Origin of the sequence: uncultured Parasphingorhabdus sp. (assembly GCF_963975735.1) — a bacterium.
Lineage (GTDB): Bacteria > Pseudomonadota > Alphaproteobacteria > Sphingomonadales > Sphingomonadaceae > Parasphingorhabdus.
Genome location: NZ_CAXBIA010000002.1, coordinates 235,626 through 261,206, shown reverse-complemented (window position 1 = coordinate 261,206; position 25,581 = coordinate 235,626). Strand labels below are relative to the sequence as shown.

General features: G+C 56.1%; 23 protein-coding genes. 12 read left to right on the top strand and 11 right to left on the bottom strand.

Annotated features, from left to right (window positions below):
- The first annotated feature begins 75 nt into the window (after nucleotides 1-75).
- Nucleotides 76-1,305: a class I SAM-dependent methyltransferase gene (locus tag AACZ86_RS04850; RefSeq protein WP_339689847.1), complete on the top strand. Its 1,230-nt coding sequence runs from the start codon at nucleotides 76-78 to the stop codon at nucleotides 1,303-1,305.
- Nucleotides 1,302-1,673 carry a hypothetical protein gene (locus AACZ86_RS04845; RefSeq protein WP_339689845.1) on the top strand — a complete coding sequence of 124 codons (372 nt, stop codon included), beginning with the start codon at nucleotides 1,302-1,304 and terminating at the stop codon, nucleotides 1,671-1,673. Before AACZ86_RS04850 ends, AACZ86_RS04845 begins: the two co-directional genes overlap by 4 nt.
- An 8-nt stretch (nucleotides 1,674-1,681) precedes the next feature.
- Here AACZ86_RS04845 and AACZ86_RS04840 read toward each other — a convergent pair whose 3' ends face one another.
- Complete coding sequence (locus AACZ86_RS04840) at nucleotides 1,682-2,626, bottom strand: alpha/beta fold hydrolase (protein ID WP_339689842.1); 945 nt, start codon at nucleotides 2,624-2,626, stop codon at nucleotides 1,682-1,684.
- Nucleotides 2,627-2,944: 318 nt separating this feature from the next.
- On the opposite strand from AACZ86_RS04840, the gene AACZ86_RS04835 reads away from it, so the two are divergent.
- Nucleotides 2,945-3,385: a c-type cytochrome gene (locus AACZ86_RS04835; RefSeq protein ID WP_339689841.1), complete on the top strand. Its 441-nt coding sequence runs from the start codon at nucleotides 2,945-2,947 to the stop codon at nucleotides 3,383-3,385.
- 23 nt (nucleotides 3,386-3,408) lie between these two features.
- On the opposite strand, the gene AACZ86_RS04830 is transcribed toward AACZ86_RS04835, so the two are convergent.
- Both AACZ86_RS04830 and AACZ86_RS04825 read right to left on the bottom strand, forming a co-directional pair.
- The gene (locus tag AACZ86_RS04830; RefSeq protein ID WP_339689840.1) at nucleotides 3,409-4,386 is read right to left on the bottom strand and encodes an alpha/beta hydrolase; all 978 of its coding nucleotides are present in this window, start codon (nucleotides 4,384-4,386) and stop codon (nucleotides 3,409-3,411) included.
- Nucleotides 4,387-4,410: 24 nt separating this feature from the next.
- Nucleotides 4,411-4,701, bottom strand: coding sequence for a DUF1330 domain-containing protein (locus AACZ86_RS04825; protein ID WP_339689838.1), 291 nt, complete (start codon nucleotides 4,699-4,701; stop codon nucleotides 4,411-4,413).
- A 173-nt stretch (nucleotides 4,702-4,874) separates the two neighbouring features.
- On the opposite strand from AACZ86_RS04825, the gene AACZ86_RS04820 reads away from it, so the two are divergent.
- A complete protein-coding gene (locus AACZ86_RS04820; RefSeq protein ID WP_339689836.1) occupies nucleotides 4,875-5,795 on the top strand; it encodes a hypothetical protein in 921 nt (306 codons plus the stop codon).
- Nucleotides 5,796-5,844: 49 nt separating this feature from the next.
- Here AACZ86_RS04820 and AACZ86_RS04815 read toward each other — a convergent pair whose 3' ends face one another.
- The 4 genes from AACZ86_RS04815 to AACZ86_RS04800 are packed head-to-tail and all read right to left on the bottom strand — an operon-like array spanning nucleotide 5,845 to nucleotide 10,218.
- Nucleotides 5,845-6,825: an alpha/beta hydrolase gene (locus AACZ86_RS04815; protein ID WP_339689834.1), complete on the bottom strand. Its 981-nt coding sequence runs from the start codon at nucleotides 6,823-6,825 to the stop codon at nucleotides 5,845-5,847.
- Nucleotides 6,822-8,090: an NtaA/DmoA family FMN-dependent monooxygenase gene (locus AACZ86_RS04810; RefSeq protein ID WP_339689833.1), complete on the bottom strand. Its 1,269-nt coding sequence runs from the start codon at nucleotides 8,088-8,090 to the stop codon at nucleotides 6,822-6,824. Before AACZ86_RS04810 ends, AACZ86_RS04815 begins: the two co-directional genes overlap by 4 nt.
- Nucleotides 8,087-8,926 (bottom strand): LLM class flavin-dependent oxidoreductase, encoded by an 840-nt coding sequence (locus AACZ86_RS04805; protein WP_339689831.1) that lies wholly within the window; start codon nucleotides 8,924-8,926, stop codon nucleotides 8,087-8,089. The genes AACZ86_RS04810 and AACZ86_RS04805 overlap by 4 nt, the downstream gene beginning before the upstream one ends.
- Nucleotides 8,923-10,218 carry a M24 family metallopeptidase gene (locus tag AACZ86_RS04800; protein WP_339689828.1) on the bottom strand — a complete coding sequence of 432 codons (1,296 nt, stop codon included), beginning with the start codon at nucleotides 10,216-10,218 and terminating at the stop codon, nucleotides 8,923-8,925. The genes AACZ86_RS04805 and AACZ86_RS04800 overlap by 4 nt, the downstream gene beginning before the upstream one ends.
- A 114-nt stretch (nucleotides 10,219-10,332) precedes the next feature.
- Between AACZ86_RS04800 and AACZ86_RS04795 the strand changes: the two genes are divergently transcribed.
- Both AACZ86_RS04795 and AACZ86_RS04790 read left to right on the top strand, forming a co-directional pair.
- Nucleotides 10,333-11,184: an alpha/beta fold hydrolase gene (locus AACZ86_RS04795; protein WP_339689826.1), complete on the top strand. Its 852-nt coding sequence runs from the start codon at nucleotides 10,333-10,335 to the stop codon at nucleotides 11,182-11,184.
- Nucleotides 11,181-12,527 carry an MFS transporter gene (locus AACZ86_RS04790; RefSeq protein ID WP_339689824.1) on the top strand — a complete coding sequence of 449 codons (1,347 nt, stop codon included), beginning with the start codon at nucleotides 11,181-11,183 and terminating at the stop codon, nucleotides 12,525-12,527. Before AACZ86_RS04795 ends, AACZ86_RS04790 begins: the two co-directional genes overlap by 4 nt.
- Before the next feature lie 12 nt (nucleotides 12,528-12,539).
- On the opposite strand, the gene AACZ86_RS04785 is transcribed toward AACZ86_RS04790, so the two are convergent.
- Nucleotides 12,540-13,886, bottom strand: a complete 1,347-nt coding sequence (locus AACZ86_RS04785) for a cytosine permease (RefSeq protein WP_339689822.1) — start codon at nucleotides 13,884-13,886, stop codon at nucleotides 12,540-12,542.
- A 213-nt stretch (nucleotides 13,887-14,099) separates the two neighbouring features.
- Between AACZ86_RS04785 and AACZ86_RS04780 the strand changes: the two genes are divergently transcribed.
- Nucleotides 14,100-14,882 carry an SDR family NAD(P)-dependent oxidoreductase gene (locus AACZ86_RS04780; protein WP_339689820.1) on the top strand — a complete coding sequence of 261 codons (783 nt, stop codon included), beginning with the start codon at nucleotides 14,100-14,102 and terminating at the stop codon, nucleotides 14,880-14,882.
- Nucleotides 14,883-14,884: 2 nt separating this feature from the next.
- Here the strand turns inward: AACZ86_RS04780 and AACZ86_RS04775 are convergent, their stop codons facing one another.
- Genes AACZ86_RS04775 through AACZ86_RS04765 form a run of 3 tightly spaced genes read right to left on the bottom strand, consistent with a single transcriptional unit; the run spans nucleotide 14,885 to nucleotide 18,124 of the window.
- The gene (locus AACZ86_RS04775; protein ID WP_339689817.1) at nucleotides 14,885-15,709 is read right to left on the bottom strand and encodes a formylglycine-generating enzyme family protein; all 825 of its coding nucleotides are present in this window, start codon (nucleotides 15,707-15,709) and stop codon (nucleotides 14,885-14,887) included.
- On the bottom strand, nucleotides 15,709-16,743 hold the full coding sequence (locus AACZ86_RS04770; RefSeq protein ID WP_339689815.1) for a Gfo/Idh/MocA family oxidoreductase: 1,035 nt from the start codon (nucleotides 16,741-16,743) through the stop codon (nucleotides 15,709-15,711). Before AACZ86_RS04770 ends, AACZ86_RS04775 begins: the two co-directional genes overlap by 1 nt.
- Nucleotides 16,733-18,124, bottom strand: coding sequence for an MFS transporter (locus AACZ86_RS04765; RefSeq protein ID WP_339689812.1), 1,392 nt, complete (start codon nucleotides 18,122-18,124; stop codon nucleotides 16,733-16,735). Before AACZ86_RS04765 ends, AACZ86_RS04770 begins: the two co-directional genes overlap by 11 nt.
- 291 nt (nucleotides 18,125-18,415) lie before the next feature.
- On the opposite strand from AACZ86_RS04765, the gene AACZ86_RS04760 reads away from it, so the two are divergent.
- The 5 genes from AACZ86_RS04760 (at nucleotide 18,416) to AACZ86_RS04740 (ending at nucleotide 25,511) form a co-directional block, all read left to right on the top strand.
- Entirely contained in the window at nucleotides 18,416-21,007 is a 2,592-nt protein-coding gene (locus AACZ86_RS04760; RefSeq protein WP_339689809.1) for a TonB-dependent receptor, read from the top strand.
- A 167-nt stretch (nucleotides 21,008-21,174) separates the two neighbouring features.
- Nucleotides 21,175-22,359: a serine hydrolase gene (locus AACZ86_RS04755; RefSeq protein WP_339689807.1), complete on the top strand. Its 1,185-nt coding sequence runs from the start codon at nucleotides 21,175-21,177 to the stop codon at nucleotides 22,357-22,359.
- On the top strand, nucleotides 22,356-23,159 hold the full coding sequence (locus AACZ86_RS04750) for an alpha/beta fold hydrolase (RefSeq protein ID WP_339689805.1): 804 nt from the start codon (nucleotides 22,356-22,358) through the stop codon (nucleotides 23,157-23,159). The genes AACZ86_RS04755 and AACZ86_RS04750 overlap by 4 nt, the downstream gene beginning before the upstream one ends.
- Entirely contained in the window at nucleotides 23,134-24,147 is a 1,014-nt protein-coding gene (locus AACZ86_RS04745; protein ID WP_339689802.1) for a phosphotransferase, read from the top strand. The genes AACZ86_RS04750 and AACZ86_RS04745 overlap by 26 nt, the downstream gene beginning before the upstream one ends.
- Complete coding sequence (locus tag AACZ86_RS04740) at nucleotides 24,144-25,511, top strand: MFS transporter (RefSeq protein ID WP_339689799.1); 1,368 nt, start codon at nucleotides 24,144-24,146, stop codon at nucleotides 25,509-25,511. Before AACZ86_RS04745 ends, AACZ86_RS04740 begins: the two co-directional genes overlap by 4 nt.
- Nucleotides 25,512-25,581 lie beyond the last annotated feature (70 nt).

Below are 25,581 nucleotides of genomic sequence, written 5' to 3'. Positions count from 1 at the left end.
ATCGACTTGTAGCCCGTAGCTTGGTGAACTAGCATAGACATATGAAATGCTGACCATAGCGCAATGGAGCCAATGATGCTGAATATATTCCAACAAGCCAGCCATGCGGCCTTGCCGCAGGCCACACACGACGAAGCCGCTCGCGAAGAATTCACAAAGAGTTTCAAGGGGTTCATCCAGTCTACACTGCTGCCGGGCCTGACCCCGATATATGAGGACCAGGTGAAGCCCGCGTTTATCAAAGAGCATGGCCGCGAGCCTGCCGACCGGCGCGACATTCGTTCGGCAATGGTAAAAAATCTCTATTTTCAGCATTATGCCTCCGCCAATCGCATCGCACAGGAAATATTGTGGGAATCGGTCAATGTCTCGATCGACCGGCAACTGCCTGAACTGCTCGAAACCGCGAAAGAGCTGTCGGCATCGAGCAAAGCGAAACTCGATATCCCTGAAGATTTTGTTCCGCCGCGCTATATTACCGCTCTCGACATTCACTGCATGCCCGGTGGCTATACCAGCGAAGTCGCCGAGCAGGATATTACCGCCGGTGCGCTATATGATCGGGGCGTTTATCTCTATGCAATGGGATATATGGGGCCGGACAATGACGATATGGGCCGCTCGGTCTGCAACTATCTGCGCCGCAACAAGGCGGACTTCAAGCCAATGCGGATTCTGGACATGGGCTGCACCGTCGGTCATGCGACCCTGCCGTTCAAGGAATATTTCCCGGATGCCGAAGTCTGGGGCATTGATGTTGGTCGTCCGGTAATCCGCTATGCTCACGCCCGCGCAGCAGCCAAGGGGTATGAAGTCAATTTTGCCCAGATGAACGCAGAGGAAACCAGCTTCCCAGATGGCTATTTCGACCTTGTGGTCAGCCATATCCTGCTGCACGAAACCAGCGGCAAGGCAATGCCGCGTATTTTCAAGGAATGCCATCGTCTGCTGTCACCGGGCGGTATGATGATCCATGCCGATCTGCCGCCCTTCGATTTGATGGATCCGTTCACCCAGTTCATCCTCGACAATGAAACCTGGTATAATAACGAGCCATTCTGGGGCGCGATGCGCGAGATGGATCAGGTTGCCTTGGCGAAACACGCCGGTTTCAACGCCGAGGCGATCAAATTTGATACTGCTCCGATGGCGGTAATGGAATTTGCCGCCGGATCGGATGGCTATGACGAGAAAAGCGCCGGAGAAGTTGCGGATCGCGAATTTACGGCGGGTGAATATGCCCCCGGTGGCGGCTGGGAAGTTTTGATCGCCGAGAAAGCAATAGAGCAGGAGATGGCGGCATGAGCAGCGAATATATGCAGGATGACCGCCCCCATGTAATCCGTGACGCGCGCGGCAAACGACCACAATTTTATGACACGCCAGGCATGGATCAGGTGATGTCGATGATCATGGTGCTGGCTGGCGACCTGTGCGTCGTGAGAGACCGGCTGGACTCTGCAGAGCGCGTAGCCAAATCCAACGGGATCGATTTGGCGGCCGGCATCGAGGATCTGAAGCTGGACCAGGAAGCGCTCGAAGAACGCGAAGCCCGGCGTCAGGACCTGCTTGCGCGAATGTATTCGCTGATGCGCAAGGAAGCCAATGAAGCGGTCGCGCAGGAAAGCGAACAGGGCTATCGCAAGACGATCGAAGAGATCGCCGAGCAATAGAATCCACGTTATTTGTAGAGCAGGCGGACGGGCAATTCACTGGAAATTCGCGAATCCAGCTCTTTCAGTGCACTATCCTGATCGAGCCCGAAGCCGCGCAGAAACAGACTCGACAGGCTGACAGCTACATCGAGCTGGGGAAGCTGCGGCGGGCCCGGTTGATTGAAATCGCAGATCGCGCCTCCGAAATAATGGTTCACGCCTTCCAGCACCAGACCATAGCGATGACCGCCTTCTGCCGCAGCATCAAATGGCGCAAGATGCCCCTTCCAGCCATCATCGATGTCGGCAGTAATGCCCGGTACGAAGTCCAACGTCCCGGTCTGGATGAACGCGGGTACGGAAACTGCTCCATAGCCTTCGCTAGTCACCAACACCGGGATGGGAGCGGGCGGTGAGAAGGCAACAACTGCCTGAACCTTCTCATCCCCGAGCGCCCCGGAAATGCCTTCCGGCGCGATTGCTTGGGCTCCACCCAAAGTCAGTGCGACCAGACCGCCATAGCTATGCCCTGCGGCCACATAATGCGCGTCACCGAGATAAGCGGACAAAATGCGCATATCTTCGATCCGCGCCTTCCAACTGGCCAGACCCTTGTAATTTGCATTGTCCGGATGCTCGCGGGAATCGACATGCAGCGGAGCCAGGACCCGCCAACCTTGCGCCACCCACGGCTCAATCATGCGTGCATATTTATCCGGCGAGGACCCGGAGCCATGAGAAAAGACAATCGTGCCAACCGCACAGAGACGAGGCGCCCAATCGAAAATCGTTATTTCCCGACCGTCTTCGGACACCAGCACGAAATTGGCAGAGGGAGCCGCCGTTTTAGGCAGAGGGCTGTTATGAGCGATTGCAGCCGTCGCCATCGTTCCGATCCCCGCCAGCGCAGCGCGTCTGGTGATAGCCAGCGACAAATTGGATAGATTTTTCAGTTTACGCTTATCGGTCATGGGGCCTCCAATATTCTGCCATTTCTTTCCTGCCGGATATCTTTGCATACTTCATCCAAAGAATGTCAGCGCGACCATGCGGATCGAAATTTTTCTGATGCACAAACATTGCGCAGCGGATCAATCTAGCGCTCGGGATAACAGGACAGCCGATTTCCACAGAAGCTGTCCGCCACTCGGACATAATCTGAAGATAAATATATGCTGCCGGCGCAAATCCGGTAAATGGGCCAACCACTTCACGGGTGGATGTCCACCAGCAAGATCGCCTGGCTGCCACCGCTTGGGTTTGTTTGAGAAATATAGGGATAGTTCAGTATGGCAATTGCTTCCAAAACGGTCCTCGCGACGGCTATTTGCATGGTTCTTGGTGCCTGCAGCGCGCAATCGGACAGCCCCGCCGCCGGTGACGCAAAAACCGAAACGGTTGCTCGGACCCCGAAAGCGGACCCCGGTAAAATCCTTTTCATGCAATGCTCTGCCTGCCACTCCATTGATGCCGGCGGCGCAACCAAGACAGGCCCGAATCTGCACGCCGTTGTAGGCCGCAAGGCCGGTTCTCTTGACGGATATAATTATAGCAAGGCCCTGAGCGGATCCGACCTTACCTGGTCAAGAGAAGCACTGGACAGGTTTCTTGCCAGCCCATCCTCCACCGTGCCGGGCACGATCATGGCCTTCGGTGGCGTGCCCGATGCCACGAAGCGCCAGCAGTTGATCGATTATCTTGAAACCGCCAGCGATAATTCCGCCGATTGATAGCGGCGAAACACCGGATGCGGTTACTGCTCCTCGACCGTGACCATTTCTGCCCATGCGAGAAACTGTTCCGTCCATAGGTCGGCGGTGATATTGTGCCGAACCATGCCGAAAGCATGCGCGCCTCTGGAGTATAAATGTGTTTCGGGACGGTAGCCGGCTGCAAACAACCGGTCATAAAATGCCCGAAATCCGACGCCGACCGCAAGATCGTCCTGCGCCATCGCCAGAAACATCGGAGGCAAACGGTCAGGAGCCGGAGTGGCCGGAGGCTGCAGCCACGGCTCGCTTGGCGTGCCTTCCGGATAAGGCAGATTGGCCAAGGGGATTTCAGGCCCGGATTCGCCAAACGGCATGCCGTAAATCAGTCCCGCAAAAGCCGGGCGTTCCGCCTTAGGCCCGAACATCGTCATGGCTGCGACATGTCCGCCAGCGGAGAAGCCGGCCACACCGATTTTCGTTGGATCGATATGCCAGCGCGCTGCATTGACGCGCACTAACCGCAGGGCTTGCCTTGCATCCTCGACACCCGGTATACCACCGACACCCGGCGCCAAAGTGGCCTGGACGCGCTGCCGCATCTGTTCGTTGGTTTCGCCGGGTGGCGTCTGGATCAGCCGATATTTAAGAACGAACGCAGCAACGCCACGATCGGCCAACCAGCGCGCGACACGCGTTCCTTCATGATGTATCGCAAGCAATCGGAACCCGCCGCCAGGAGCAATAACGACGGCCATTCCGTTGGCCTTGTCGGGGTCTGGCAGAAAAGCCTGGATTGTCGGTTCGGTGACATTCCAAACCTGCTCGCCATTTTCGCGCAGTTCTTCCTGCACCGGAACTTCAGCCAGGCCGGGCCAGCCCTTCATAGACGGCACTCCCTCCGGCCAGACCGCCATCGGTGTCAACTCACGGACCTGGCCAACAGTCGCCGACGGCTCCGATGCGAGCGCAGGTTGCGGCGCCACCATTAGCAAAGCGACAAGGGCGACAATCAATTTCATCGGCAGAGGCTCCTTATATCCGGTCTATCCGTCGACGAGCGTGACCGTCACGTCAGCCAGTCCATCGCGCAGTTTCTTGACTTCGGCATATTCCGGAGAATTCCAGAATTTCAGTGCGGCCTCACGATCAGGCCATTCGATCACTATGGCGCCCGCCCCATCCTTGGCACTACCTTCCAGTACCTGTCCAGCGCGTCCCCTGACGATATATTTGCCGCCCATTTCTTCGGCGAGCTTTGCCGTTGCCGGAGAATAAATGTTCACGAAAGGCTCGCGGTCGTGAACATAGGCGTTAATCACAAACCAAGCTGGCATCTGCCTCTCCATTCTTTTGATCGGGAGAAGCCTAGAGCATCCCCCCGGCTCGATTGACCTGGCAGCGCCCGCTGTCCGACCAGCGGATATAATTGAGCTTATCCGGTCGACCCGAGAGGCGGAACGTTAGCGATATGAAAGATTAATAGTCCATCCGGAGAGGAACAATCGCCATGTTTGACCCCAACGACGAATGCGCACTGCTTAGCCGCCGAACCATGCTGGCAGGCGGCATTTCACTCGGCATAGCGGGAAGCTTGGCAAGCAGCGCCGGTGCTGCCATGACGATAGCCGAGCCACCGATGCCGAACCAGCTTTTGCGCGAGAAGGGCCTGCCGACGGATACCGCTAGCAGAGTTGCCCTCATGCGCCGGATGCGGTTGCGCACCGATGCAGGACCGGTCTTCTGGTATTTCCGCGGGCGCAACTATGCGCAGCAGGGCGCCAATCTCATCCCGATTTGCGAACTGGTTTTCGGCGCGATCATCCTGGTGACCCCGAATTCAGACGGCACATTGGACGTGGTACAATATGAGCTCGGCTTCCGGTCTCCGCTCGGCAGCGGAAAGCGGTCAGACACGCTGCTGAACCCGATTACCGGAGAGATGATCGACCTGCCATTTGCGCCGGTTGGTCCCACCCATATCAAATATGACACGAACAATACGCTGGAACTACCCGAGAAGATCGGCGGATCAACATTCTCGCTGGAGCATGTACCGGAGGTTTTCTATCGGGTCGGCAATACGGTCAGCTTTCAAACCCATAGCCGAGCCATCGTGGAAACGCCGGGCCAGAGCACCCGTGTCCTTAATGACATGAGCATCATCAGCAGCCCTGAGAGCGAGGCGCTCGATCCCGATGTGAATTTCGCCAGTGCCGTAGCCTATGGTGGCGATGTTACCGACTATGCCCGCTGGCTCAAAATGCCGACCGGGGCAGGAACCCAGACATTGCGCAGCGTCGGCGAGAAAGTCGACCGCTATTCGGACATGCCGGAAGACTGGCGAGCTATGCTGGCTGAAGCTGATCCTGAAATGGCGGCAGACCCGATTGCAGGACTGTCACGCGAGGCTGAAACCTACCGAAACTAAAATTGCGTTCTGGCGCGTTTGGGGCGCGCCAGAACGCAAATAGTCGATCTTATTCAACTGCCTCGATTGGCAGTTCGCGATCGAGAAATGCTATCATGTCCGCGGTAAAGCGGTCGGGATCTTCCCACATCGGGAAGTGGCCAAGATCGTCATATTCGATCAGATCGACCTTGGTATTGGTGAACCGCTCAACCGACTGCTGTGCGCTCTGGGAAATCACTGTGTCATAGGCACACCATTGCAGCAGCACAGGGACGGTCACGGTTTCGGCAATCGCCGCCACATCCATCGTCTTGAACAGCTTAGTATTGGAATCGATATAGGCTTTCTGGCGCGTTACAGCCCCCGGAAGATTGTTCAGATCATACATTTGATCGACCATCGCCGCAGTCGGCTCGAAACTGTTCGGCGTCGTATCTTCCAGAATCAGCCGGTAAAACAGATGCGGATGCCAGTCCGGCACCAGATATTTATGGAACGGCAGCATCACCCGCAACCGCCAATCAATTTTGCGATCCTGGCTCGGTCGCTCGAGAGGCAGGACGGAAAAAGCCATCACGGTCGCATTTCCGGGATATTGCCGGTTATATTCCAGCGCCACATTCGCCCCGTTCGAGGTGGCAGCCAAGGCAAATTTTTCGATGCCCAGCTCTTGCAGCAGGCCGTTCATCAATTCGGCCGCGCGGGCGGTCGTGTAGACCCCCTTCGGATCCGGACCGGAAAGACCATAGGGTGCCCAGTCAAACCGGATCACACGATATCTGACCTTGAGCCGTTCGGCTACGTCATCCCATTCGTGCAGGTTCAAAATACTGCCGTGCAGCAGAACGACCACAGGGCCTTCACCCTCATCGCGATAATGGATCGGCACATCGTCGATGGTGACAAATTTAGACGGGGCCTGGGCCCATTTTGCTGTGACTTCTTCTCTGTCGGTGTTCCACGATCCTGACCGCATCGATAGAACCAGTCCACCAACCACGAATAGTATCAGGGCTATCGCAACACCGATTCGGCGCAGCACCTTCACGCTGCAATTCCCATCGTATCGCGCAGGGTCGGTCCGGGATATTCAAGCCGCAAGCGGCCAGCTTTCTGAAGCAAGGGTACAACCTCGTCGACGAAAATCTCCAGCTCGCCGGGCATGTAGGCCGGTTGCAGGGTAAAGCCATCACAGGCACCCGAATCGATCCAGTCGATCATCCTGTCAGCCAGCTGCTGCGGCGTACCGCGAAACACGGTGTGGCCTCGCGGCGTGCGCACGTGATTAGATGCAAATTCCCCAAGCGCAATGCCGCTCGCTGCCGGTTTCTCGAGCATCCGGGTGATGTCGGCGACCGGAAATTCCGTTCCGGCCAGAATGTCGTCAAACGGGATCGGCTCTTTCGGATCGTGTCCGCCTAGCCAGAAGCCAATCGATTCTCCCAGATATTCAATGCACAATGCTTCATCTGCCAAATCGAGGATCGCCTCGTCTTTGGCAATCGCCGCTTCTTCTGTATCCGCCAGAATGAACGAAAGGCCAGGCATGATTTTGACAGCTTCCGGATCGCGTCCGGCCGCGGCAATGCGTTCGTGCATGTCATTGCGGAAAGCAATGCCGTCTTCCTTGGTCGGAGCAGGGCAGAAAATCGCCTCTGCCGTCGCGGCCGCGAAGGCGCGGCCGTCCGGAGACTGTCCCGCCTGCACCAAAATTGGCCGGCCTTGTGGCAGCACGGGACCGGGCATCGCAGCATCCATCGTAATATGTTTTCCGCGATATTGCACCGGTACGGCATTTCCGTCCGCGTCTGCACTATCCCAAAGCGCGCAGGCCGCATTGACAAATTCATGTGCACGAGCATAGCGCGAAGCCTTTTCCGGCATTTCGTCCTGCCCGAAATTCCAGGCCGAGGCGGGATGCGCGGTGGTGACGATATTCCAGCCCGCACGCCCGCCGGTGATCCGGTCCAGCGTTGCAAAACGTTCCGCGACTGCAGCTGGTTCGAAATAGGTGGTCGATACAGTGGCGACCAATCCGATATGATCGGTAACCGCTCCCATCGCAGCCAAAAGGGCAATCGGATCAAGTGTTGGAATTGCTACCCGCTCTGGCGTGTGGCCATTCGCACCGCGCGATTGCAGCTGATCACCAAATACAATGGAATCAAAACGTCCGCGTTCGGCTAGCTGCCCGACGGATTTGTAATAGTCCATGCTGAACACGTCATTGGGTCTAGCGTCGGCATGGCGCCAGCCGCTGGGATAGTGGCCGATACCTTGAAGAAACGCCCATAAATGTATCTGCTTGCTCATGCGAATGCTCCTTCGGAAATCAGTTGGTCAGCGAGGGTGAGGCAGAGCCTCTCGCGCAATGTAGCTCCGGGTTGCGCAGTCTGCCTAAGGGCTGACACCGCGGTGCCGAACGCTTCGATAGCCGGCATATTCTGCTCTGGCTCAGCGATATTCCAATGCACGCCGGCGATGTCACCGGCTTCGAACTCGGCCATGAGGGATGCGATATCGGGATTGTCGCCGATACGCCGGAGACAATTTGTTTCGCCGATAGCCACCTGCCCTTCATCGATAATCATTAGATCTGTGCCGACGACATCAAATGGTGAATTGACGTCACCGATCAGCAACGGGTGCCCTTGCAGCGGACGCGCAGCGTTCAATGGCCCGCGAACCTTGAAGTGCGGACCATCGTAGTTGCTGAGCCGAACCTTGGAGGAATCCAGATAACGGCCGCTTTCCTTGTCGATGATTAGGGCGTCGCTAGCCCAGCCATCCCATAAGCTGCGCGCCGCAGCTATCATATCCTCGGTGACCGAGTTGCTGTGGTCCGCTCCGGTAACCGGGTTCCAGGCGGCGCGTCCGGAGGACAGAAAGTCGATAGCCGACAGCGACCGCGCTGCGTGAAACGGATGCGCAACAGCGGTAGATACACACGGAACCAGCCCGATCCGCTCGGTTATCGGCGCAGCCCATGCGGCGATGACCATCGCATCAAAAGGCAAAGAGTCGAGAGTACCGAGCACCGCAAGATCCAGTCCGGCAGTTTCAGCCGCTTTCAAAATGCTGCTCGCCCAGGCGGGATTGTTAAGCTCCGGCTGCGCGATTGTAGCGGATAGAATAAAATGTCTTTTCATATGATTATCACCGGTTCGTGTAGGGAATGAATGGGATCGGCACCGTCCGCTGTGATCAGCATCAAGTCTTCGCAATGGGCGGAACCGCCAATGCCCGTATCGAGCACGGGGCAATCAACGCTGAGGATCATACCCGGCTCGAGAATGATATCCGGCTTACGGTAAAAACCGCCAACCAGTTCTCCGGGCTCGTCGGTATGGGCCAGTCCTACACTATGCGGACCAAAGCCAATGGTTACCCCGAAACCCTTTTTGGTGACGGCTTCCTGGCCCAAAGCCACAATCTCGGAATAGCGAAGTCCGGGGCGCAATTGCTCGCGGATGGCCGACCAGCCGAATGCGGCCGCCTCTGCAGCACGGCGCGCGGTGGCGGTCGGTTCACCGACGAAGACAGTCCGGGCATAATCACCATGATAGTTCATAAAATGGCTGACGCCGTCGAGGAACAAAGCTTGGCCGTCCCGGATAGTTTCCTGAGACAAGTCGGAGGAGACCCGGTCGACGTTCAGAAAGACAGCCTTATTTCCTCTCTCTGCCGTCTCTGCAAGATACAGAGCCTGAAGATCCCGATGGGTTGCTCCAGCGCGTACAGCTGCACCGACCGCATTAAGAGCAAGCACATTGGCCTCGGCCGCCCGGCCCATAAGGGCGATTTCGAGCGGAGATTTTATCAGGCGGATTTCCCGCAGGATATTGTCCGCCTGGACCAGATCGCCCGGAATATCGTGACGCTCTGCCACCTCTTGGATTACCCTATCATCAAAACCGACCCGGCCCTTCCAGAGCCCCATGTCCTGCATCGCGCGAACCAGCGCGGCACCGGAATCGTTGAAGGTTTGGCGGCCTGCCAATTCTGCATCAAGCGCTGACCGCCGGTGGCTCTCGATCGAACTCAGCGGCACAGCTTTCTGGTCAACGCAAAAATCGAATCTGGGCGCAGGACTGAAATCACCCTCATCGCCCAAGCCATTATATAACCACGCCTGCACGTCGTCCCGCGCGCGTCCGTCAGACCACGCGTAGAAATAGAGGAAACTGCTGGTTACCAGACCAATCTGCTCGATCATCTGACGGGTTATCAATGCGAATGTGCCCGGAGGCTGACCGATGCGCGTTCGCGCAATTTGTGGCCAATGTCCGGTCACGTGAAAAACGTTCTCCGGCGCTCCAACAACCAGCCCGTCCAGATCGTGCAAGTCCATCACTTGCAGAGCTCGCTCCATATTCATCGGGCCACGGCTTTCAAGCGCGCTAAGCAATGTGGTATCATCGGACTGGAACGATTTGGGCATGCCCCGACCTCGCACTTACCGGATCAGCGTTGCAACATGTCTCGACGCTATCCGCCTGTTGGATAGGGCTGGCGCAATTAGATTACCATCCGCGCAACGCTCTACTTTGCTGTCATGACAAATCTCAAAATCGACCGCGCATTCGTTAGCCTAGATGAAGGCCAGCTTCATTTGCGGATATTGGAAGGGGACAAGAATATTGTTCCCATCATCCTGCTTCACGCCTCACCGGCATCATCATGGTTTATGCAAGGGTTGATACGGGCGCTGGCAGATGCCGGATTCCGAGGTTCGATTATCGCTCCCGACACCCTCGGCAATGGAGATTCCGTCGTTCCTTCGCAGACGGAACCGGACATCGGATATTTTGCCGACTCAATAAGACGGATGATGGATGCGCTCGGCCTGAAACAGGCCCATATCTACGGCACCCATACAGGCGCGCGGATAGCATGCGAATTTGGCGTACTTTTCCCGGACAGCACCGGCACGGCCATGCTCGACGGGATTACCGAATATGCAGATGAACTACGCGAACAGATCATTGCCAATTACGCGCCCAAAGTGGAGCCTGACGAATATGGCCGCCACCTGATCTGGGCATTCAACTTCTGCAGGGATCAGGCGCTATATTTTCCCCATTTCCTGAAAACTCCGGAAAACCGGCTGGCGGTACCCATGCCTCCCCCGGAGATACTTCACCGGATAACCCTGGATGTACTGAAATCCCTGGACAGCTATTCCAAGCCCTATCTCGCCGCGTTCAATTACCGCGCGTTCGACCGGATGCCGAAGCTTGGCGCCCCCACTCTGCTGCTGAAACGCGATGGAGAACTGGCTCAGCTTAACCAGTCGATCGAGGATGCATTAAAGCTGCTGCCAGATGGCCATGCCATCAGCGTCGCCGCCAGTGATGCCGATAAAGCCTCCGCAATTTTGAACTTTTTGGAACGGACCAAAGCATGACTGCAACAACCGATCGTTTGCCGCTGAAGACATGCCTTGGGTTCGGCGTCGGGACCGTTGGCGTCTCGATCATGCTCAATGCTGTCACGGCTTATTATCCGGCGTTCATGTCGACCGTGCTGGGCCAATCGCCAGAGCTTGCGGGCTATCTGCTAATGGGTTCCAAGCTTTTCGACGCCTTCGTGGACGTGATGATCGGCGTCGCCAGCGACCGCACGCGATCCCGCTGGGGCCGCCGCAAACCATTTCTGCTGCTTGGCGCGTTGCTTTCGGCGATATCATTCTTGATGCTATTCGCGCCGCCGGAAATGACGCAGGGCGCCCTGATCGCCTATATGATTGCCGGGCTGATCATCTATTCCACCGGTTATTCCCTGTTCAACGTCCCCTATATGGCGATGCCATCCGAACTAACCGATGACTTTCATGAACGTACGCGGCTGATATCTTTCAGAACTGTCTTCGTTTCCATTGGCCAGCTATTCGCCCTGGCTTCTACCGCAGCGTTGATCGACAGCGGCGGTGGTGGACAAAGCGGCTACGCAACCATGGGACTGGTGATGGCGCTGGTCATCTTCGGAGCAATGACCGCAACCGCATTGAGCGTACCGAAAACCGCGCATGAGCCAGCGCCCAAACATCTCATCAAACCGCCCCTGCAGCAGCTCAGGCTTTTGACTAAAAACCGGCCCTTCATGATCCTGGTGGGCGCCAAGATATTCCAGTTCCTGTCTTTTGCCAGCCTCGCTACATCGGGCCTGCTCTATCTGCTCAATGTTTTGGGTGTCGGATATCAGGGCCAGATCATTCTTGCGGTGACCCAGAATATCGTCCTCGCCGCGACCATGCCAATTTGGGTGAAATTGGGCAAACGCTTCGGCAAGCGGAATACCTATCTGATTGGCGTTTCGCTATTCTGCCTTACTGCTCTCAGCTGGTTGTTCGCCGACCGGGACATCGGCAATGCAGGCTTGATCATCCGGGGTATTACCAGCGGTGCCGGATCGGGTGCCATCATCCTCATGTCGGTTTCGATGCTGGGCGACACGATGGCCTATGATCGCGTGATCAGCGGCGAAGGCCGGGAAGGTTTGCTCTCCAGCACCATAGCGGTGATCGAGAAGACCAGCTTTGCGCTCGGTGTCGGGATCCTCGGAATTGTTCTGAATTTCCTCGGCTATGTCCCGACAACCGGTGGCGAACTGGTAGAACAGCCGGAAAGCTCAATTTTTGCGCTGAAAATCGGCTTCGCCATCCTGCCAGCGGCATTTTTCCTGATCAACGGCGTCTTCCTGGCATTCTATGATCTCGACGAAACAAAAATGCGGGAAGCCCAGGGTTAATTCAGCTCGCCATCACCGGACGCTGGAATAACCGACACGCTTGTTCATTAGTGCAGCCACCCCGCAGATGAGAGCATAGCAGCCCATGGAGACCATCAGCCCGAAGAGTGACGGAATAAGCGCCTCGGGCAAGGTAAGAAGCTCCTTCAAATGGGCGTAAGCGAAAAATGCGCCGGCCAGATAGGACGCTATCGCTACCCAATTCCACTTGTGCAATTTAGGCAGATCATCGGCGTCATATTTGCCCTTGTGGACCAGATAATAGTCAACGATCAATGGCCCGACCAGCGGCGGTACCAACGCGGCAAGCAAGTTGATCCATTCGAGAAAATACTGGTAGAGGCCCAGCCCCAATATAGTGCCCAACAGTCCCCAGATCACCACCATCACCCGCTTTGGCCGCCGCATCACCGCAGCGGTCTGGATGGCGGGCAGGTAGAGATTGGCATTGCCCGTCGTCCACAACGCCAGGCTCATCCCCAATATGCCCAGACCGGCAACAATCATGCCCTGATTAAGCAGATAGGTCGTAAAATCAGGCGATCCCGACACCACCGAACCCATGGCGCCAACAATCTGCAAGAACCATTGGGCAACAATCATGACGATGAAAGGGATGGCTATCGCGACCCACGCCTTTTTGGCGAAGCGCGCATATTCGGCCATCACTACCGCCCCGACGACCCAGGACCCCACCACCAGATTGACTGCAACGGGAAAAGACATCGGAGTCTTTGCCGCTGTTGCTTGCGACAGGGCGAGAAAGGCGGATGTACCGCCTGCATGGTCGATGTTGAGATAGACCGCATAGAGGCCGACAGAAACCAGTACGACCACTGACGGCAGGCTGACTTTCTCTATCCCTTTTACCCCGAAATAGGCGGTAGCGGTAAACAGCAAGCCACCAAATATCGCCACAGCATAAAAGAGCGGGCTTTCAAAGCTCTGGGCAAAGGTGAAACCGAACGCCCCCACAATGATGGCCTGCCATCCGGTCAGCAGCATCGCGACGAAGACCAAGGGCAGATAAACACCTACCCTTCCATAGACGAACTGATAAAGCAGGCCGGAATTGCAGGCGGTCTTATAGGCGATATACGCGACCAGCGCGCCAATCACGAAATTGATCATGTTTCCGACAAAAGTAGCAAGAATGAAATCTGGCCAGAAAGCGAGACCGGACCCGATCTGTCCGCCAGCAATCAGGCCGGTGATCAGAAAACCCCAACCGAATGCGAGAGCGAGCATCGGCATGGTATCCTGCCGTTGCTCGGAGGTTACAGGCGCGAACGGATTATCCGCCGATTTTGTTTCCATGGCTTCATCAAGCGTCCACCACTTTTTCAAATCAAACTTCATCGAGGCCCCCTGTTTTCGATTGTATATCGACTGTTTCAGGAGACCATGTTTGCTGGCCGACGGCTCATACAATCTTCGCCTTTGTCCGCTCTTCGGATAGTTTTCAGATTATAACGTGCGCGCGAACAGCAAGATCATTCCCCGCAGATTCCGCACAGCGGATATCACGGCAATCCTGCCCGTGCCAGACAGCGAGTATATTAGCCTTGGCAGATGGAACAAACGCTCTCCTTCAGTCTTTCCGGTCGCACTGCGCTGATTACCGGTGCCGGACTGGGCATCGGAAAAGCCTGCGCACTGCATATGGCGAGTCAGGGTGCCCGCATCGTCATCGTCGATATAGACCCTAATCGCCTGGCAGCAACCGAAGCCCTCCTGCGCGAAACCGACGCAGATGTGCTAGCGGTGACCTGCGATGTCACGGACCAGACCGCAGTCACAGATCTTTTCGCAACGGCCGCAACGGCAGGCTTCCCGCCCGATATTCTGGTGAACAATGTCGGCGGCGGGCGTTCCGGCCGGATCTGGGACATGGACGTCGAAGACTGGGATCACACGATGCGGCTCAGCCTGCGTTCGATGTTCCTGTGCACCAAGGCCGCGCTGCCTGCGATGATGGACCAAGGCTATGGCCGGATCATCTGCCTGTCGTCCGGCGCGCGCAATGGCACCGTCTGGAACGCGTTTCATACCGGCGCCTGCGCCTATTCCACTGCCAAAGCGGGCGTGATCGGCTTTGTCCGCGATCTCGCCATCGAACTTGCCGACCATGGAATCACGATAAACGCAGTGGCACCCGGCCCGATCGACACCGAACTGGCTGGTCCCTATCTGCGGAAGATGCACGAAGACGGTCTGGAATATGATCCGATACGCATGGTACCGATGCACCGGCTCGGTACGGTCGAAGAAGTCGCCAGCGCGGTTACTTTTCTGGCCACCGGCGAAGCAAGCTATATTACCGGAACCACATTGGATGTGGCAGGCGGCAGGTGATATCAGGGCTGCGGCAGATCCCGCGCGACACGAAAGCCGAGATGTGAATTGCGAGCCTCTGGCGGATCGCCGATCCGCTGCGCAACGCGCACGCTCCATCCCTGCAGACTCCAGCCGCCACCGCGCACGTTACGCAATTTGCAGTCTCCGGTTAGCCAGGCAGAACCGTCCGTCGGCGCGCCGACATAGTTATCATGATGACAATCCTGCACCCACTGGGCGGTATTTGCGGTCATGTCGTAAAGGCCGAAATTGTTCGGCGGATAGCTGCCTACCGGCGTAGTGCGATCAAGGTTATGGCCATAGTTCGCCTTGTCCGGATCGATGCTGTTGCCAAAGGGATACCATGTATTGGTTCCGCCCCGGCCGGCATGTTCCCATTCGGCCTCGCTCAACAGCCGATATTGCTGGCCAGTCTTGGCATTCAACCAAGACAGATAGGCCTGGGTATCGCTATAATTAACATTGATCACGGGTCGCCTGCCCCGTCCCCATCCGGCGTCATCAGGAGAATAGCCGTTGCATCCACCGTCGGCCACGCAGGCATCCCACTGGTCGAAGGTCACGGAATAGCGGCCCGCCGCGAAATAATAGCCGATTGACACCTCGTGCCGCGGCGACTCCATTTTGTCGAAAATATCCATCACGCCCAGCGCATCGCGCTCTTCCTGAGAAGAGCCCATCACGAATTTTCCTGGAGGAATGACCACCATCTCCGGACATTCAGCACAATCAGAGAAGGCCGCGCCAGCGCGAACCGGAGGAAATTGCGGCTGCGCTGCGGCTGGACCAGCGGCAGTCGAAGCCAGTAACAGAAATAGAGACATCAGCTATTCTCCTCTAATTGTGGATTGATCGCATCGCTGGAATTCAGCAGTGCCTGCTCGCGCACGCGGTCGATCAGCTCAATCAGCCTCGCGGCGTCAAGACCGGTCGGACAGTGGTGCTGTTCACCGTTTATGGCTTTGGCAAATTCGGATAGCTGGGCTCTGAAATAATGGGATAAGTCACGGCCGCCCATTTTGTTGCTGTCGCTCAGTATCCCGGCGGCCGGTTCAACCAGCACCTCACCATTCCATCGCAAGACTTCGCCATCTTCAATCTGGGCCACGCCGCGATCGAAAAATAGCGTCTTTTGATCATGCACATGCGGCTGGTTATAGGAAATATGGACACTAACCATTTTGCGACCCGGATAAGCCAGCAACATCATGGCTTCATCTTCGGCCTGCCATCCGGACTGGTGCCGCGCCGCCTCGACGTGCACGCGCGACGGATTTTCATTGCCCATGACCAACTGGACAAAATCGAGTGCATGGGGGGCAAAGAGTGACAATATCAAGCCTTCTTCAGGACTACGATCGGCCCACCACGGGGCTTGCGGCCCATCCCAGAAAACACATTGGCTGACCTCTACCGACAGTAATTTCCCAAAGCTTGGCAGTCGCTCCATCAAGGTTCGAACTGCCGGGCCGTGCCGGAATGTGTGACCTGCGGCCAGTACCACACCGGCAGCCTCTGCCGCTTCGGTCAGCTGCAATGCCTGCACACCGGTTTCGGCGATCGGTTTCTCGACCAACACATGTTTTCCGGCGCCAATGGCCAATATCGCCTGTTCGAAATGCAGAGCATTGGGACTGGCGATCAGCACTGCATCCACATCCGGCTGCGTCAATGCTTCTCCCATCGCGGCAAAAGCCTGGGCTCCGAACGGATCTGCTGCTGACTTTGCGGCTTGCAAATCGGGATCGACGGTAGCGACAAGCCGGAACAGCGGCTCGCATGCAGCAAGCGCTGACAGATGCGCGGCACTGATTCTGCCGCAACCCACAAGCAAAAGCCCGATCGGTTCAGTCTTCATGGATTATCTCGACAGGAGCTGGAACGCCCAAATCATCGTCGGGCATGAATATCCAGATCAGAAATGCGGTAGCGATCTTTGCAATGCCTGGCAGAAAGGCATATGCAAAAACGATGCCCTGAATGGCGTCGGCGCTCTGGGCAACACCCTGTTTCGCCGATTCGGTATCGAATCCGGTGTAAGACAGAATACCACCAACCACCAAAGTGCCGCCCGCAGCAATACCTGCTTTTTCGATGATCGACCAGACTGCTGAATAAGCGCCTGCCCGGTTTTCGCCTCTTTCTTCGCGGGACCGCGCGATCGCGTCCGACAACATCGACAAGATAATCAGCCCCCATCCCGAATTGAACAGGGCCAGCAGCCCTGCCATGATATAGGCAAAATATATCGGACTATCCGCAAAAGCCCCCCAGCAAATCAGAACCAGCCCATGGCAGGTCGCGGCCACGATATAGGTCCTTTTCTTGCCGAGCCATTTCGCAACATATACCCAGGTTGGCGCGCCCGCCATGACTACGAATGCCATGATCGTGGAAATTATACCTATCTGGACGAAAGCGTCGCTACGACCCATGGCAAAGGTAACGAAGAAGGCAAAGCTAGCATAGGAGATGCCGGCCGCGACAGTCATGATAATTGCCGACAGGCATAATATGACAAAACGCCGATCGGAAAAGACCTTCATCATTTCCTTGAGTTCCAGCGGTCGGGCGGTGTTTTTGCGGTCCGGGATCTTGCCGGCGCTATACCAGGCTATCAGCAATGCCGTTGAACAGATCAGCCCGATCACCCCGATAGACCAGATATAGGCTGATCGTCCGCCACCCAGAATATGGATCATCACCGGCGTTCCCGCCGAACCGAGCAATACGCCGACTCCCGTAAAGCCATGCTTCCACGCCATCAATTCCGTCCGTTCCGCCGGACTGTCGGTTATCTCGGCAAATTGCGCGAGATAGGGCACCGAGAAGGTGGAGAACACCGCCATGTAAAAACTGAAACTGATAAATACCCAGGCCAGTTGAAGGAATTGCGATCCTTCGGGCACGGTAAAGGCACCCAGCATGGCAAAGGGCGCAGCTATGGCACCGATCAGCAGCCACCGTCGCCGCGCGAATTGGGCGGCATAGCGGTCCGATACCAGCCCCACCGTCAAATCGAAGCCCGCGCCAAACAGGACTTTCGGAATGAAAATCACGGCTCCCGCCAAAGCTGGCTCGATCCCCAGTATGCTGGTGAGATAGAATAATAGCAAAAGAGATGGTGCATCGCGGAACAATTGTCCGGCAATCTGGCCTATACCAAAGCCGGCTTTGGTCTGGACGGCCAGCCCGGAACGCTGCGAAAGTTCTGCATCGGCAGTTCCAAACCCTGTCATCGCGCTGTGCACCCCATAATATTGTCCCGTGTAAATTTACATTAGCTGGGGTTCTACTGAACTGTTCACTGGCAGCGAACCGTTCCATAACGCCGGTTGATCGCGTGGTGGATAGAGGGCGAAACCTGATTGTAACAAATGGCGCGCCGCCTGAGACACGGTATCGAGTTGAGATCGAAAAGGTCCAACTTGGATAGCGGGGGTGGAATAAAAACGGCGTAACCGCATTGAATTTTTAAATCCAGCGGGCTCCGACAAAAGGGTCCAAAAATATCCGGAAGGGTTAACATTATGAAATATCTTACAATGACTAGCAGGATCAACTGTTCACTAATCGCGATTGCTGCAGCAACAAGCAGTCTGGCTATTCCGACCGGTGTAGCTCATGCACAGGAAACAGAGTCGGAAGCAGAAGCGGCTCCTGGCGTAATCGTTGTTACTGCTCGTAAGCGGGAAGAGAACCTCCTGAAAACACCGATCGCAATCACCGCTTTGACGGGTGAGGCCCTTGAAGCCAAGGGCATCACTTCGATCAACGATCTGGTGGAAAATACGCCGGGCATTAATGTTAACAACGCCAATTCCGGACGCAATGACCGCTCCTTTCAGCAGATTTCCTTGCGCGGCTTCACGCCGTCGACCACCACGTCGACGCTGACAGCAACATTCATTAACGGAGTACCGGTAGCATCGGCAACTGCTGTTAACGCGGTGACTGATCCGGCCCGTATCGAAATTTTGAAGGGCCCGCAGTCGGCCTATTTCGGTCGCAACACTTTTGCCGGTGCGGTCAACGTTGTAACAAAGTCGCCAGCAGACACGTTCGGTGGTGCAATCAATGCCTCGGCCGGATCTCGTAACAGCTACGATCTTTCCCTTTCTCTCGAAGGTCCGATCATTCAGGACGTGCTGAGCTTCCGCGCAACCGGTCGACAATGGGCCACGGACGGTTCCTACCAAAATGGAGCAAATCCAGGCGAAACATTGGGTGATCAACGGACCCGTACGGGAACTTTACAGCTCGAGTTCACACCGTCATATAATCTGACCGTAAAGGGTTTCGGGCTTTATTCGGAAGACAATGACGGGCCATCGGCCCAGGGGATGTTGTCCGCTTATGAAGTCCGTTCCAATAACGGCGCTTTGAATATTCCTTATAATTCCGGCAATTCGAACGGTTCGATTGTAGTGCCAAGCCTGTCCAATTGTAATCTTACCGGATTGACGGCGGGCATACTTGCATCCGAAGCCAGCGTTGTTCGCCCTTATATTTGCGGCGCGGCACCGGCACTTCCTGCCGGATTCAGCCCCGCGCAAAACACCGTTGAAGATTCTTTGCTTGCCGGGATCTTGAATGACTATTCCGGCCGCATTGTGTCTCCGGGCGAAGGTGTGATGGGCTATGGCCTCAAACGTAAATATTATCACCTGAACATGACTGTTGACTATGAAGTCGGCGATACCGGCATCACCCTGTCCTCGCTGACCGGGTATAATAACGAGATCTACAGCCAGCTCGCCGACCTCGACAATTATGACAGTGATGCGATCAACAATACTGCGGCTGCGTTCATACCGGGCGCGCGGGCAAGCTGGTCCTTCCCGTTCGTGGTGGAGCGCGGGAATCACGACTTCTCGCAGGAGTTTCGTGTCTCCTACGACAATGAGGGTGCGCTGCAGGCCATGTTGGGCGTCAGCTACCTGAATGCTTTCACCGAATATGATCTGGTCAGTGTTTTTGGCGAAGAGCAATTCCGGTCACCTCGCAGTCTCGCCAGCGAGAAAGCTCCTGGTAAATCGATCACCAAAAGCGTCTTCGGCAGCATCAACTACGAACTGATTGAAGGCCTCACTATCAGTGCTGAAGGGCGTTACCAGCAGGACAAGATATTCGCCTATGCCGGTGCCACTCCGCTGACCATTGCTGCCGGCAATACGTTCGGGTTGCCAAGCGGCACATTCGCACCTCTGGAGTCGTTCTATTCGAAGAGCTATAACAACTTCCAGCCGCGGGTTATTGTCAATTACGAGATCACTCCAGACGTGATGGTTTATGCGTCCTGGGCCAAAGCGGTGAATGTGAGCATTGATTCCTTCAACACATCCTTCTTCACCGGTACTCCAGGTGAAGTAGCTGCTGCTGCAGGAATCGGGCTGACCGTTCTTACCACCCCCGAAAAACTGACCAACTATGAAGTCGGCCTCAAGGGCTCCTTCCTGGATGGCATGCTTCGAGGGTCACTGGCGGTCTACAAGTCAGACTGGACCGATCAATATAACTTGCGCTCCGCGATCTTTGTCGATCCGACCACAACCTTACCACAAATCATCAACGGCAATGCCAACACCGGCAACGTCGATCTCTGGGGTGTGGAACTGGATCTGCTGGCGAATCCGGCCGAAGGTGTGAACATCACACTCGCGGGCGCGATGAACGACAGCTCCATCCAGAGCTTTGCAGACCCGTCGATCTCGAAACTGACCGGCGTCATCGATTCTGGCTTTGAAGGCAATCAGCTGCCACTGACTTCCAAATATTCGGGATCCGTGGGTGTCGAGTTCTTCGGTGACATCGAAAACTGGGACGATAGCGGCTGGTACATCCGGACGGACGTCAACTATAAATCCAAACAGTTCGCAGATGCTGCCAATCTGACATGGATTAGCGGACGCACGGTTGTGAACGGCCGTATCGGCTTCACCAAAGGCGATTTGACGCTAGAAGTTTTTGCTCAGAACCTGCTGAACAACAAGCAATATACTTCGATTACGAACAATTCTCTGTTGACGCCCGACTTCTCTCTGACCGGGCCTTTCGGTTATCTGGTTGTCGGCCTGCCGGAAACGCGGACCGTCGGCATCAAGGCTGGTTACAAATTCTAGTCTAATAACCTCAAGAGACGAGAGGGGCGGCGCGATTGTGCCGCCCCTTTTTTATGCCCGGGTCGCTACCCGCTAGTCGGTCATCCACCAAGCCGGAATATCCAAAGCTGATATGCACCTTCATGTTACCGTTAAATCACACCCATTCATAAGGCCGCCAGTCCGATATGCGTAAAGTCATCGCTTTACTTGTTGTTTCCCTCGCCAGCGCTGCATCCGCACAGGATTCACAGCCGGCCTGGCCGAGCACGGAACAGGTAAAGCTGGTCGAACAGAGGCGTGCAAATTTCCCACTCCCGACACTGGTGAAAGATATCGACTGGTATCAACCGCAAGAAGCGGTTGCTGGCAGCAATGCCGTGAAATATCGCCCCGCTGAAAAACCTTCCATCGACGCAACAGCTCTTCACAATGCTGTGCAACTCGCGGAAACCGAAGAAAGCTATGCTCTGCTGATCTGGAAAGACGGCCAGTTGCAGTTGGAAAAATATTGGGAAGAATTCGGGCAACAATCACGCTACGAAACGGCGTCCATGGCGAAAACCGTTGTAGCGCTGGCGGTTGGCGCGGCTGTCGCTGAAGGCCATATTCAAAGTGTTGATGATCCAATTTCCGATTATATACCCACCATGCGAGGAACCCCGCGCGGTTCCAGACCCGTCCGCGCCTTTCTTGAAATGGCCAGCGGTATGCAGACGCCACCAGGGGACGTCGGCAATGACAGCCCTTATTGGCAATATGCGCTGGGTAACGACCTCGGTGAAGCGGTTGCCCGCTGGCCTGACGGCTGCGTTCCGCTAAAAGAATTTTGTTATGCCAATGGCAATACCGCCATGCTCGGCTGGGCCGTCGAGGGCGCGACCGGCATGCGCTACGCCGACTGGCTGTCCAAATCGATCTGGCAACCCATCGGTGCTGCCGATTCCTCGCTGTGGCTCGATCGGGCGGACGGCTCTCCACGCTATTCCTGCTGCCTGATTGCAAGCGCGCAAGACTGGCTACGCGTCGGCCTGCTTTTGCTGAACAATGGTCGTGCCGGCAAAGATCAGGTTGTTCCTCAACATTGGGTTCAGCAAATGCTCGCCCCCTCACCATCCAATCCCAACTATGGCTGGCAGGTCTGGCGCGGCAGCCCCCATAATCCCGGCCGTACCTATGGCAGGGGAATCAACGCGGTCGTAGCCGCCGCCGAACCATTCGCCCGCGATGATGTCTATTTCCTCGACGGATCTGCAGGCCAGCGGGTCTATGTCGTCCCATCCGAAAAGCTCGTGATCGTGCGGATCGGTACGCCAAGTTATAAATGGGATGATTCAGCTCTACCCAATCTCATTCTCGCGGGGATCAAATGATGATCTCCCGTGCCTATACCCGGTGCCGCTATGGACAGATGCATTATCGAGAGGCAGCGCCGGAAAATCCGACCGCGCCAACGTTGATCCTGCTGCACCAGAATCCGTCTTCATCATATGAATATGAGCTTTTGATGAAAGCCGTGTCCAAAGACCGCAGAGTGATTGCCTTTGACACGCCCGGCTACGGCATGTCCGACGCGCCACCCGCACCGCTCGATATGGCGGCCTATGCCGCCAGTTTTTCCGATGCGATAGACAATCTCCAAGTCGAAGGGAAAATCGACGTCTATGGCTTCCATACCGGCACACTTCTGGCTATCGAGCTGGCTTTGCTGCGTCGGGACAAGGTGGGCCGCATCGCGCTGACCGGCATTCCGATGTATCCGCCAGCAAAACGGGCAGACTTGCTCAGGCAGATAAAAGAAGGGCCGGAAAATGACGAACAAGGCACCGTCACATTGTCGATGCTTGCACGGCTATGGGACTATGTCGTGGTACAACGTGACAAACGCGTATCGCTCGACCGCGCGATACGCGCCTTTGCCGACAAGGCCTGGGTATTGGACCGCTCCAGCTGGGCCTACCGGGGCGTCTGGTCCTATGACTATGCCCGCCTGCCGGGTCTGAACATACCTTCGCTACTGCTGCAGCCGGATGAGCAGTTGCGAGAAGCCTCTCTGGCGGCAGCCGCGCTTATCCCCGACATCACTATTCGCCATCTACCAGACTTAAACCGAGACATTTTTGAATTTGCACAGGAACAAATAGCTCATGAACTCTGCCACTTCTTCAACTAATACCGGCCTCCCGATTGCTCAAATCTCGCACTCGGTCATCCATCCCGACTTCATCGCCCGCGAGGTGGCTGCCCGCTATCCGGTTTCGGGTAAAGTCGAAGCTTGGCTGCTCTACCGCGGCATGAACGATGTCTATCTGGTCCAGGACGCCAAAACCAAATTCGCCCTGCGGGTCTGGCGCAAAACCTACCGCGATGTAGATGATGTCGCGTTCGAGCTCGATTTTCTGGCCTTTTTGAAAGACCGCGAGTTTCCTGCCTCTGTTGCCGTTCCGCAGCATGACGGTAGCCTGTATTTCAAAGCATCCTCACCGGAAGGCGACCGGGCCTTGGCGCTGTACGACTGGGCTCCCGGCAAGAAATTTGGTGAAATGCTGAGCGAAGAAACCGCTGCCAGCATCGGCGCGAAATTTGCCAAAATGCATCTGCTCGGCATCGAACATGCGGGAGCAGACCACAAGTTCACGCCGGAAACGGCCCGCGACTATAATATCTGCATGCCAGCCTTGCTCGATTTTGTTTACGATCGGCCAGACGACTTACGCGATTACCCGATCATCGCGGCGGCACTGGACAAGCGGTTGCAGGAACTGGCCGATGTGGGCGTTCCGATGGGTATCTGCCACCGCGATTTCCATCCCAGCAATGTCCATGTCAACGATGACGGCTTGATCACCTTCCTCGACTTCGACGCTGCTGGTGAAGATTTCCTCATGCAGGACGTCAAAAACTATGTTTGGGGCAATCTTTTCTATGATTTCTCGCCCGCTTATGGTGAAGCCTTCGAAGCCGGATACCAGTCCGTGCGTCCGTTCACCCAGCTGGAGATCGAAAATGGCGAATTGTTCCTGATGGCCAAAGCCTTCAGGCTGGTTGCCGGCATGGCGCATAGCTCGGTTTCGGTCGGAAGGGGCACCTTGCGGTTCCGCAACCTCGACTGGTTGGGCGATTATATCAAAACCCGCGCCAGAGATGCAGGACTTCTGTGACCGCTTCTGCAGCTGCCCCGACATGGCCACGCGCAGGCAGCGCGTGGTGGATGGTCAGCCTGCTGTTTCTGGCAGGTATCTTTTCGGTCATAGACCGGGCCATTCTGAACATCGTTGTCGATCCTGTCAGAATGGATCTGGGCATCTCCGAGGAACAGATCGGGCTGCTGCATGGTTTAGCCTTCGGTATTTTCTATGCTTTCATGGGTATACCCATGGGGCTGCTGGCTGACCGGGTATCACGCAAACGATTGCTGATAGCAGGTATTATAACCTGGAGCCTCGCAACCATTGCTAGCGGATATGCCACCAGCTTTGGCGAGCTTTTCACCGCGCGGCTTCTGGTTGGGCTCGGAGAGGCTGCGCTGGGGCCATGCGCGATTTCGTTAATCGCTGACATGTTCCCGCCGGTCAAACGCGGGCGGCCGATCAGCATATTCATGATGGGACAAGGGCTGGCTAACGGCATTGCCATTTCGGTCACCGGGATCATTATCAGCATAGCGATGGTCGGCGGTTTTGCCTCCGTGCCTGTGATCGGCGGAATGGCCCCTTGGCGAACCGCTTTCGTCATCTGCGGAGCGGTTGGCATGCTAGTTGCGATAGCGCTGGCCACCACGCGTGAACCAGTTCGGCAAAATGCGGCTGCGATAAGGCCAGTCAAGGCAGCTTTGCCGGGCGCGGCGGAAGCCAAGTTTTTCTGGCGCAACCGGGGCGTGTTTATACCGCTCTATTTCGCTTTCGCGATTGTCTTTCTGGTTGCCTATGGTGCCGGTTCCTGGACCCCCGCGATGCTTATGCGCGGTTTTGGCGCTTCACCGGTATTTTTAAGCGTTTGGCTTGGTCCGCTCTCCATCGGATTTGCCGCCATTGGTCCTTTACTGGGCGGCTTCCTGCTCGATCGTTCGATGAAATCAGGTAAAGTGATGGCCCGATTCGGCATCTTGTCACTGACCCCTTTACTGGCCATTCCCTCGGCCCTCGCTGTAACATCCGGGAACATGTATATCGCCACCGCACTGGTCGCATCCAGCGCCGCCGTCTTCTCAGTTGTCGGAACCGTCATGTTTGCCACCCTGCAAGCGATCGTACCGCCACAGATGCGCGGCAGTTCCATCGCCCTGACTCTGGTTCTGAACACGATGATCGGAGCCGCCTGCGGGCCATTGCTGGTTGCTTCGATTACGCAGCGCGTATTTGGTGACACCACGATGGTAGGCTGGTCCATAGCCATAGTGGGAATTCCCGGCCTTATCCTCGGCGCGGCTCTTTATGCCCTGGCGTGGCGCGGCATGAAGAAAGCACGTATCGCTGGCACAGAGACTGCTTTGTTGCTTGATCCGGAGCTGAAGGTTCAGACCTGATCCAGGGCTCTTGCTGTTCCGCTTCGCTAGTGACCGCTAATAGTCATAGCAGCGCCCGCCATGCAACGCG

Coding starts and splice junctions, on each gene's coding strand:
- AACZ86_RS04770 (WP_339689815.1), bottom strand. CDS start 16,743: ATGAAGACTGAACCGATCGGGCTTTTGCTTGTGGGTTGCGGCAGAATC.
- AACZ86_RS04780 (WP_339689820.1), top strand. CDS start 14,100: ATGGAACAAACGCTCTCCTTCAGTCTTTCCGGTCGCACTGCGCTGATT.
- AACZ86_RS04790 (WP_339689824.1), top strand. CDS start 11,181: ATGACTGCAACAACCGATCGTTTGCCGCTGAAGACATGCCTTGGGTTC.
- AACZ86_RS04850 (WP_339689847.1), top strand. CDS start 76: ATGCTGAATATATTCCAACAAGCCAGCCATGCGGCCTTGCCGCAGGCC.
- AACZ86_RS04750 (WP_339689805.1), top strand. CDS start 22,356: ATGATGATCTCCCGTGCCTATACCCGGTGCCGCTATGGACAGATGCAT.
- AACZ86_RS04840 (WP_339689842.1), bottom strand. CDS start 2,626: ATGACCGATAAGCGTAAACTGAAAAATCTATCCAATTTGTCGCTGGCT.
- AACZ86_RS04810 (WP_339689833.1), bottom strand. CDS start 8,090: ATGAGCAAGCAGATACATTTATGGGCGTTTCTTCAAGGTATCGGCCAC.
- AACZ86_RS04745 (WP_339689802.1), top strand. CDS start 23,134: ATGAACTCTGCCACTTCTTCAACTAATACCGGCCTCCCGATTGCTCAA.
- AACZ86_RS04765 (WP_339689812.1), bottom strand. CDS start 18,124: ATGACAGGGTTTGGAACTGCCGATGCAGAACTTTCGCAGCGTTCCGGG.
- AACZ86_RS04825 (WP_339689838.1), bottom strand. CDS start 4,701: ATGCCAGCTTGGTTTGTGATTAACGCCTATGTTCACGACCGCGAGCCT.
- AACZ86_RS04775 (WP_339689817.1), bottom strand. CDS start 15,709: ATGTCTCTATTTCTGTTACTGGCTTCGACTGCCGCTGGTCCAGCCGCA.
- AACZ86_RS04785 (WP_339689822.1), bottom strand. CDS start 13,886: ATGAAGTTTGATTTGAAAAAGTGGTGGACGCTTGATGAAGCCATGGAA.
- AACZ86_RS04805 (WP_339689831.1), bottom strand. CDS start 8,926: ATGAAAAGACATTTTATTCTATCCGCTACAATCGCGCAGCCGGAGCTT.
- AACZ86_RS04800 (WP_339689828.1), bottom strand. CDS start 10,218: ATGCCCAAATCGTTCCAGTCCGATGATACCACATTGCTTAGCGCGCTT.
- AACZ86_RS04820 (WP_339689836.1), top strand. CDS start 4,875: ATGTTTGACCCCAACGACGAATGCGCACTGCTTAGCCGCCGAACCATG.
- AACZ86_RS04760 (WP_339689809.1), top strand. CDS start 18,416: ATGAAATATCTTACAATGACTAGCAGGATCAACTGTTCACTAATCGCG.
- AACZ86_RS04755 (WP_339689807.1), top strand. CDS start 21,175: ATGCGTAAAGTCATCGCTTTACTTGTTGTTTCCCTCGCCAGCGCTGCA.
- AACZ86_RS04835 (WP_339689841.1), top strand. CDS start 2,945: ATGGCAATTGCTTCCAAAACGGTCCTCGCGACGGCTATTTGCATGGTT.
- AACZ86_RS04845 (WP_339689845.1), top strand. CDS start 1,302: ATGAGCAGCGAATATATGCAGGATGACCGCCCCCATGTAATCCGTGAC.
- AACZ86_RS04830 (WP_339689840.1), bottom strand. CDS start 4,386: ATGAAATTGATTGTCGCCCTTGTCGCTTTGCTAATGGTGGCGCCGCAA.
- AACZ86_RS04795 (WP_339689826.1), top strand. CDS start 10,333: ATGACAAATCTCAAAATCGACCGCGCATTCGTTAGCCTAGATGAAGGC.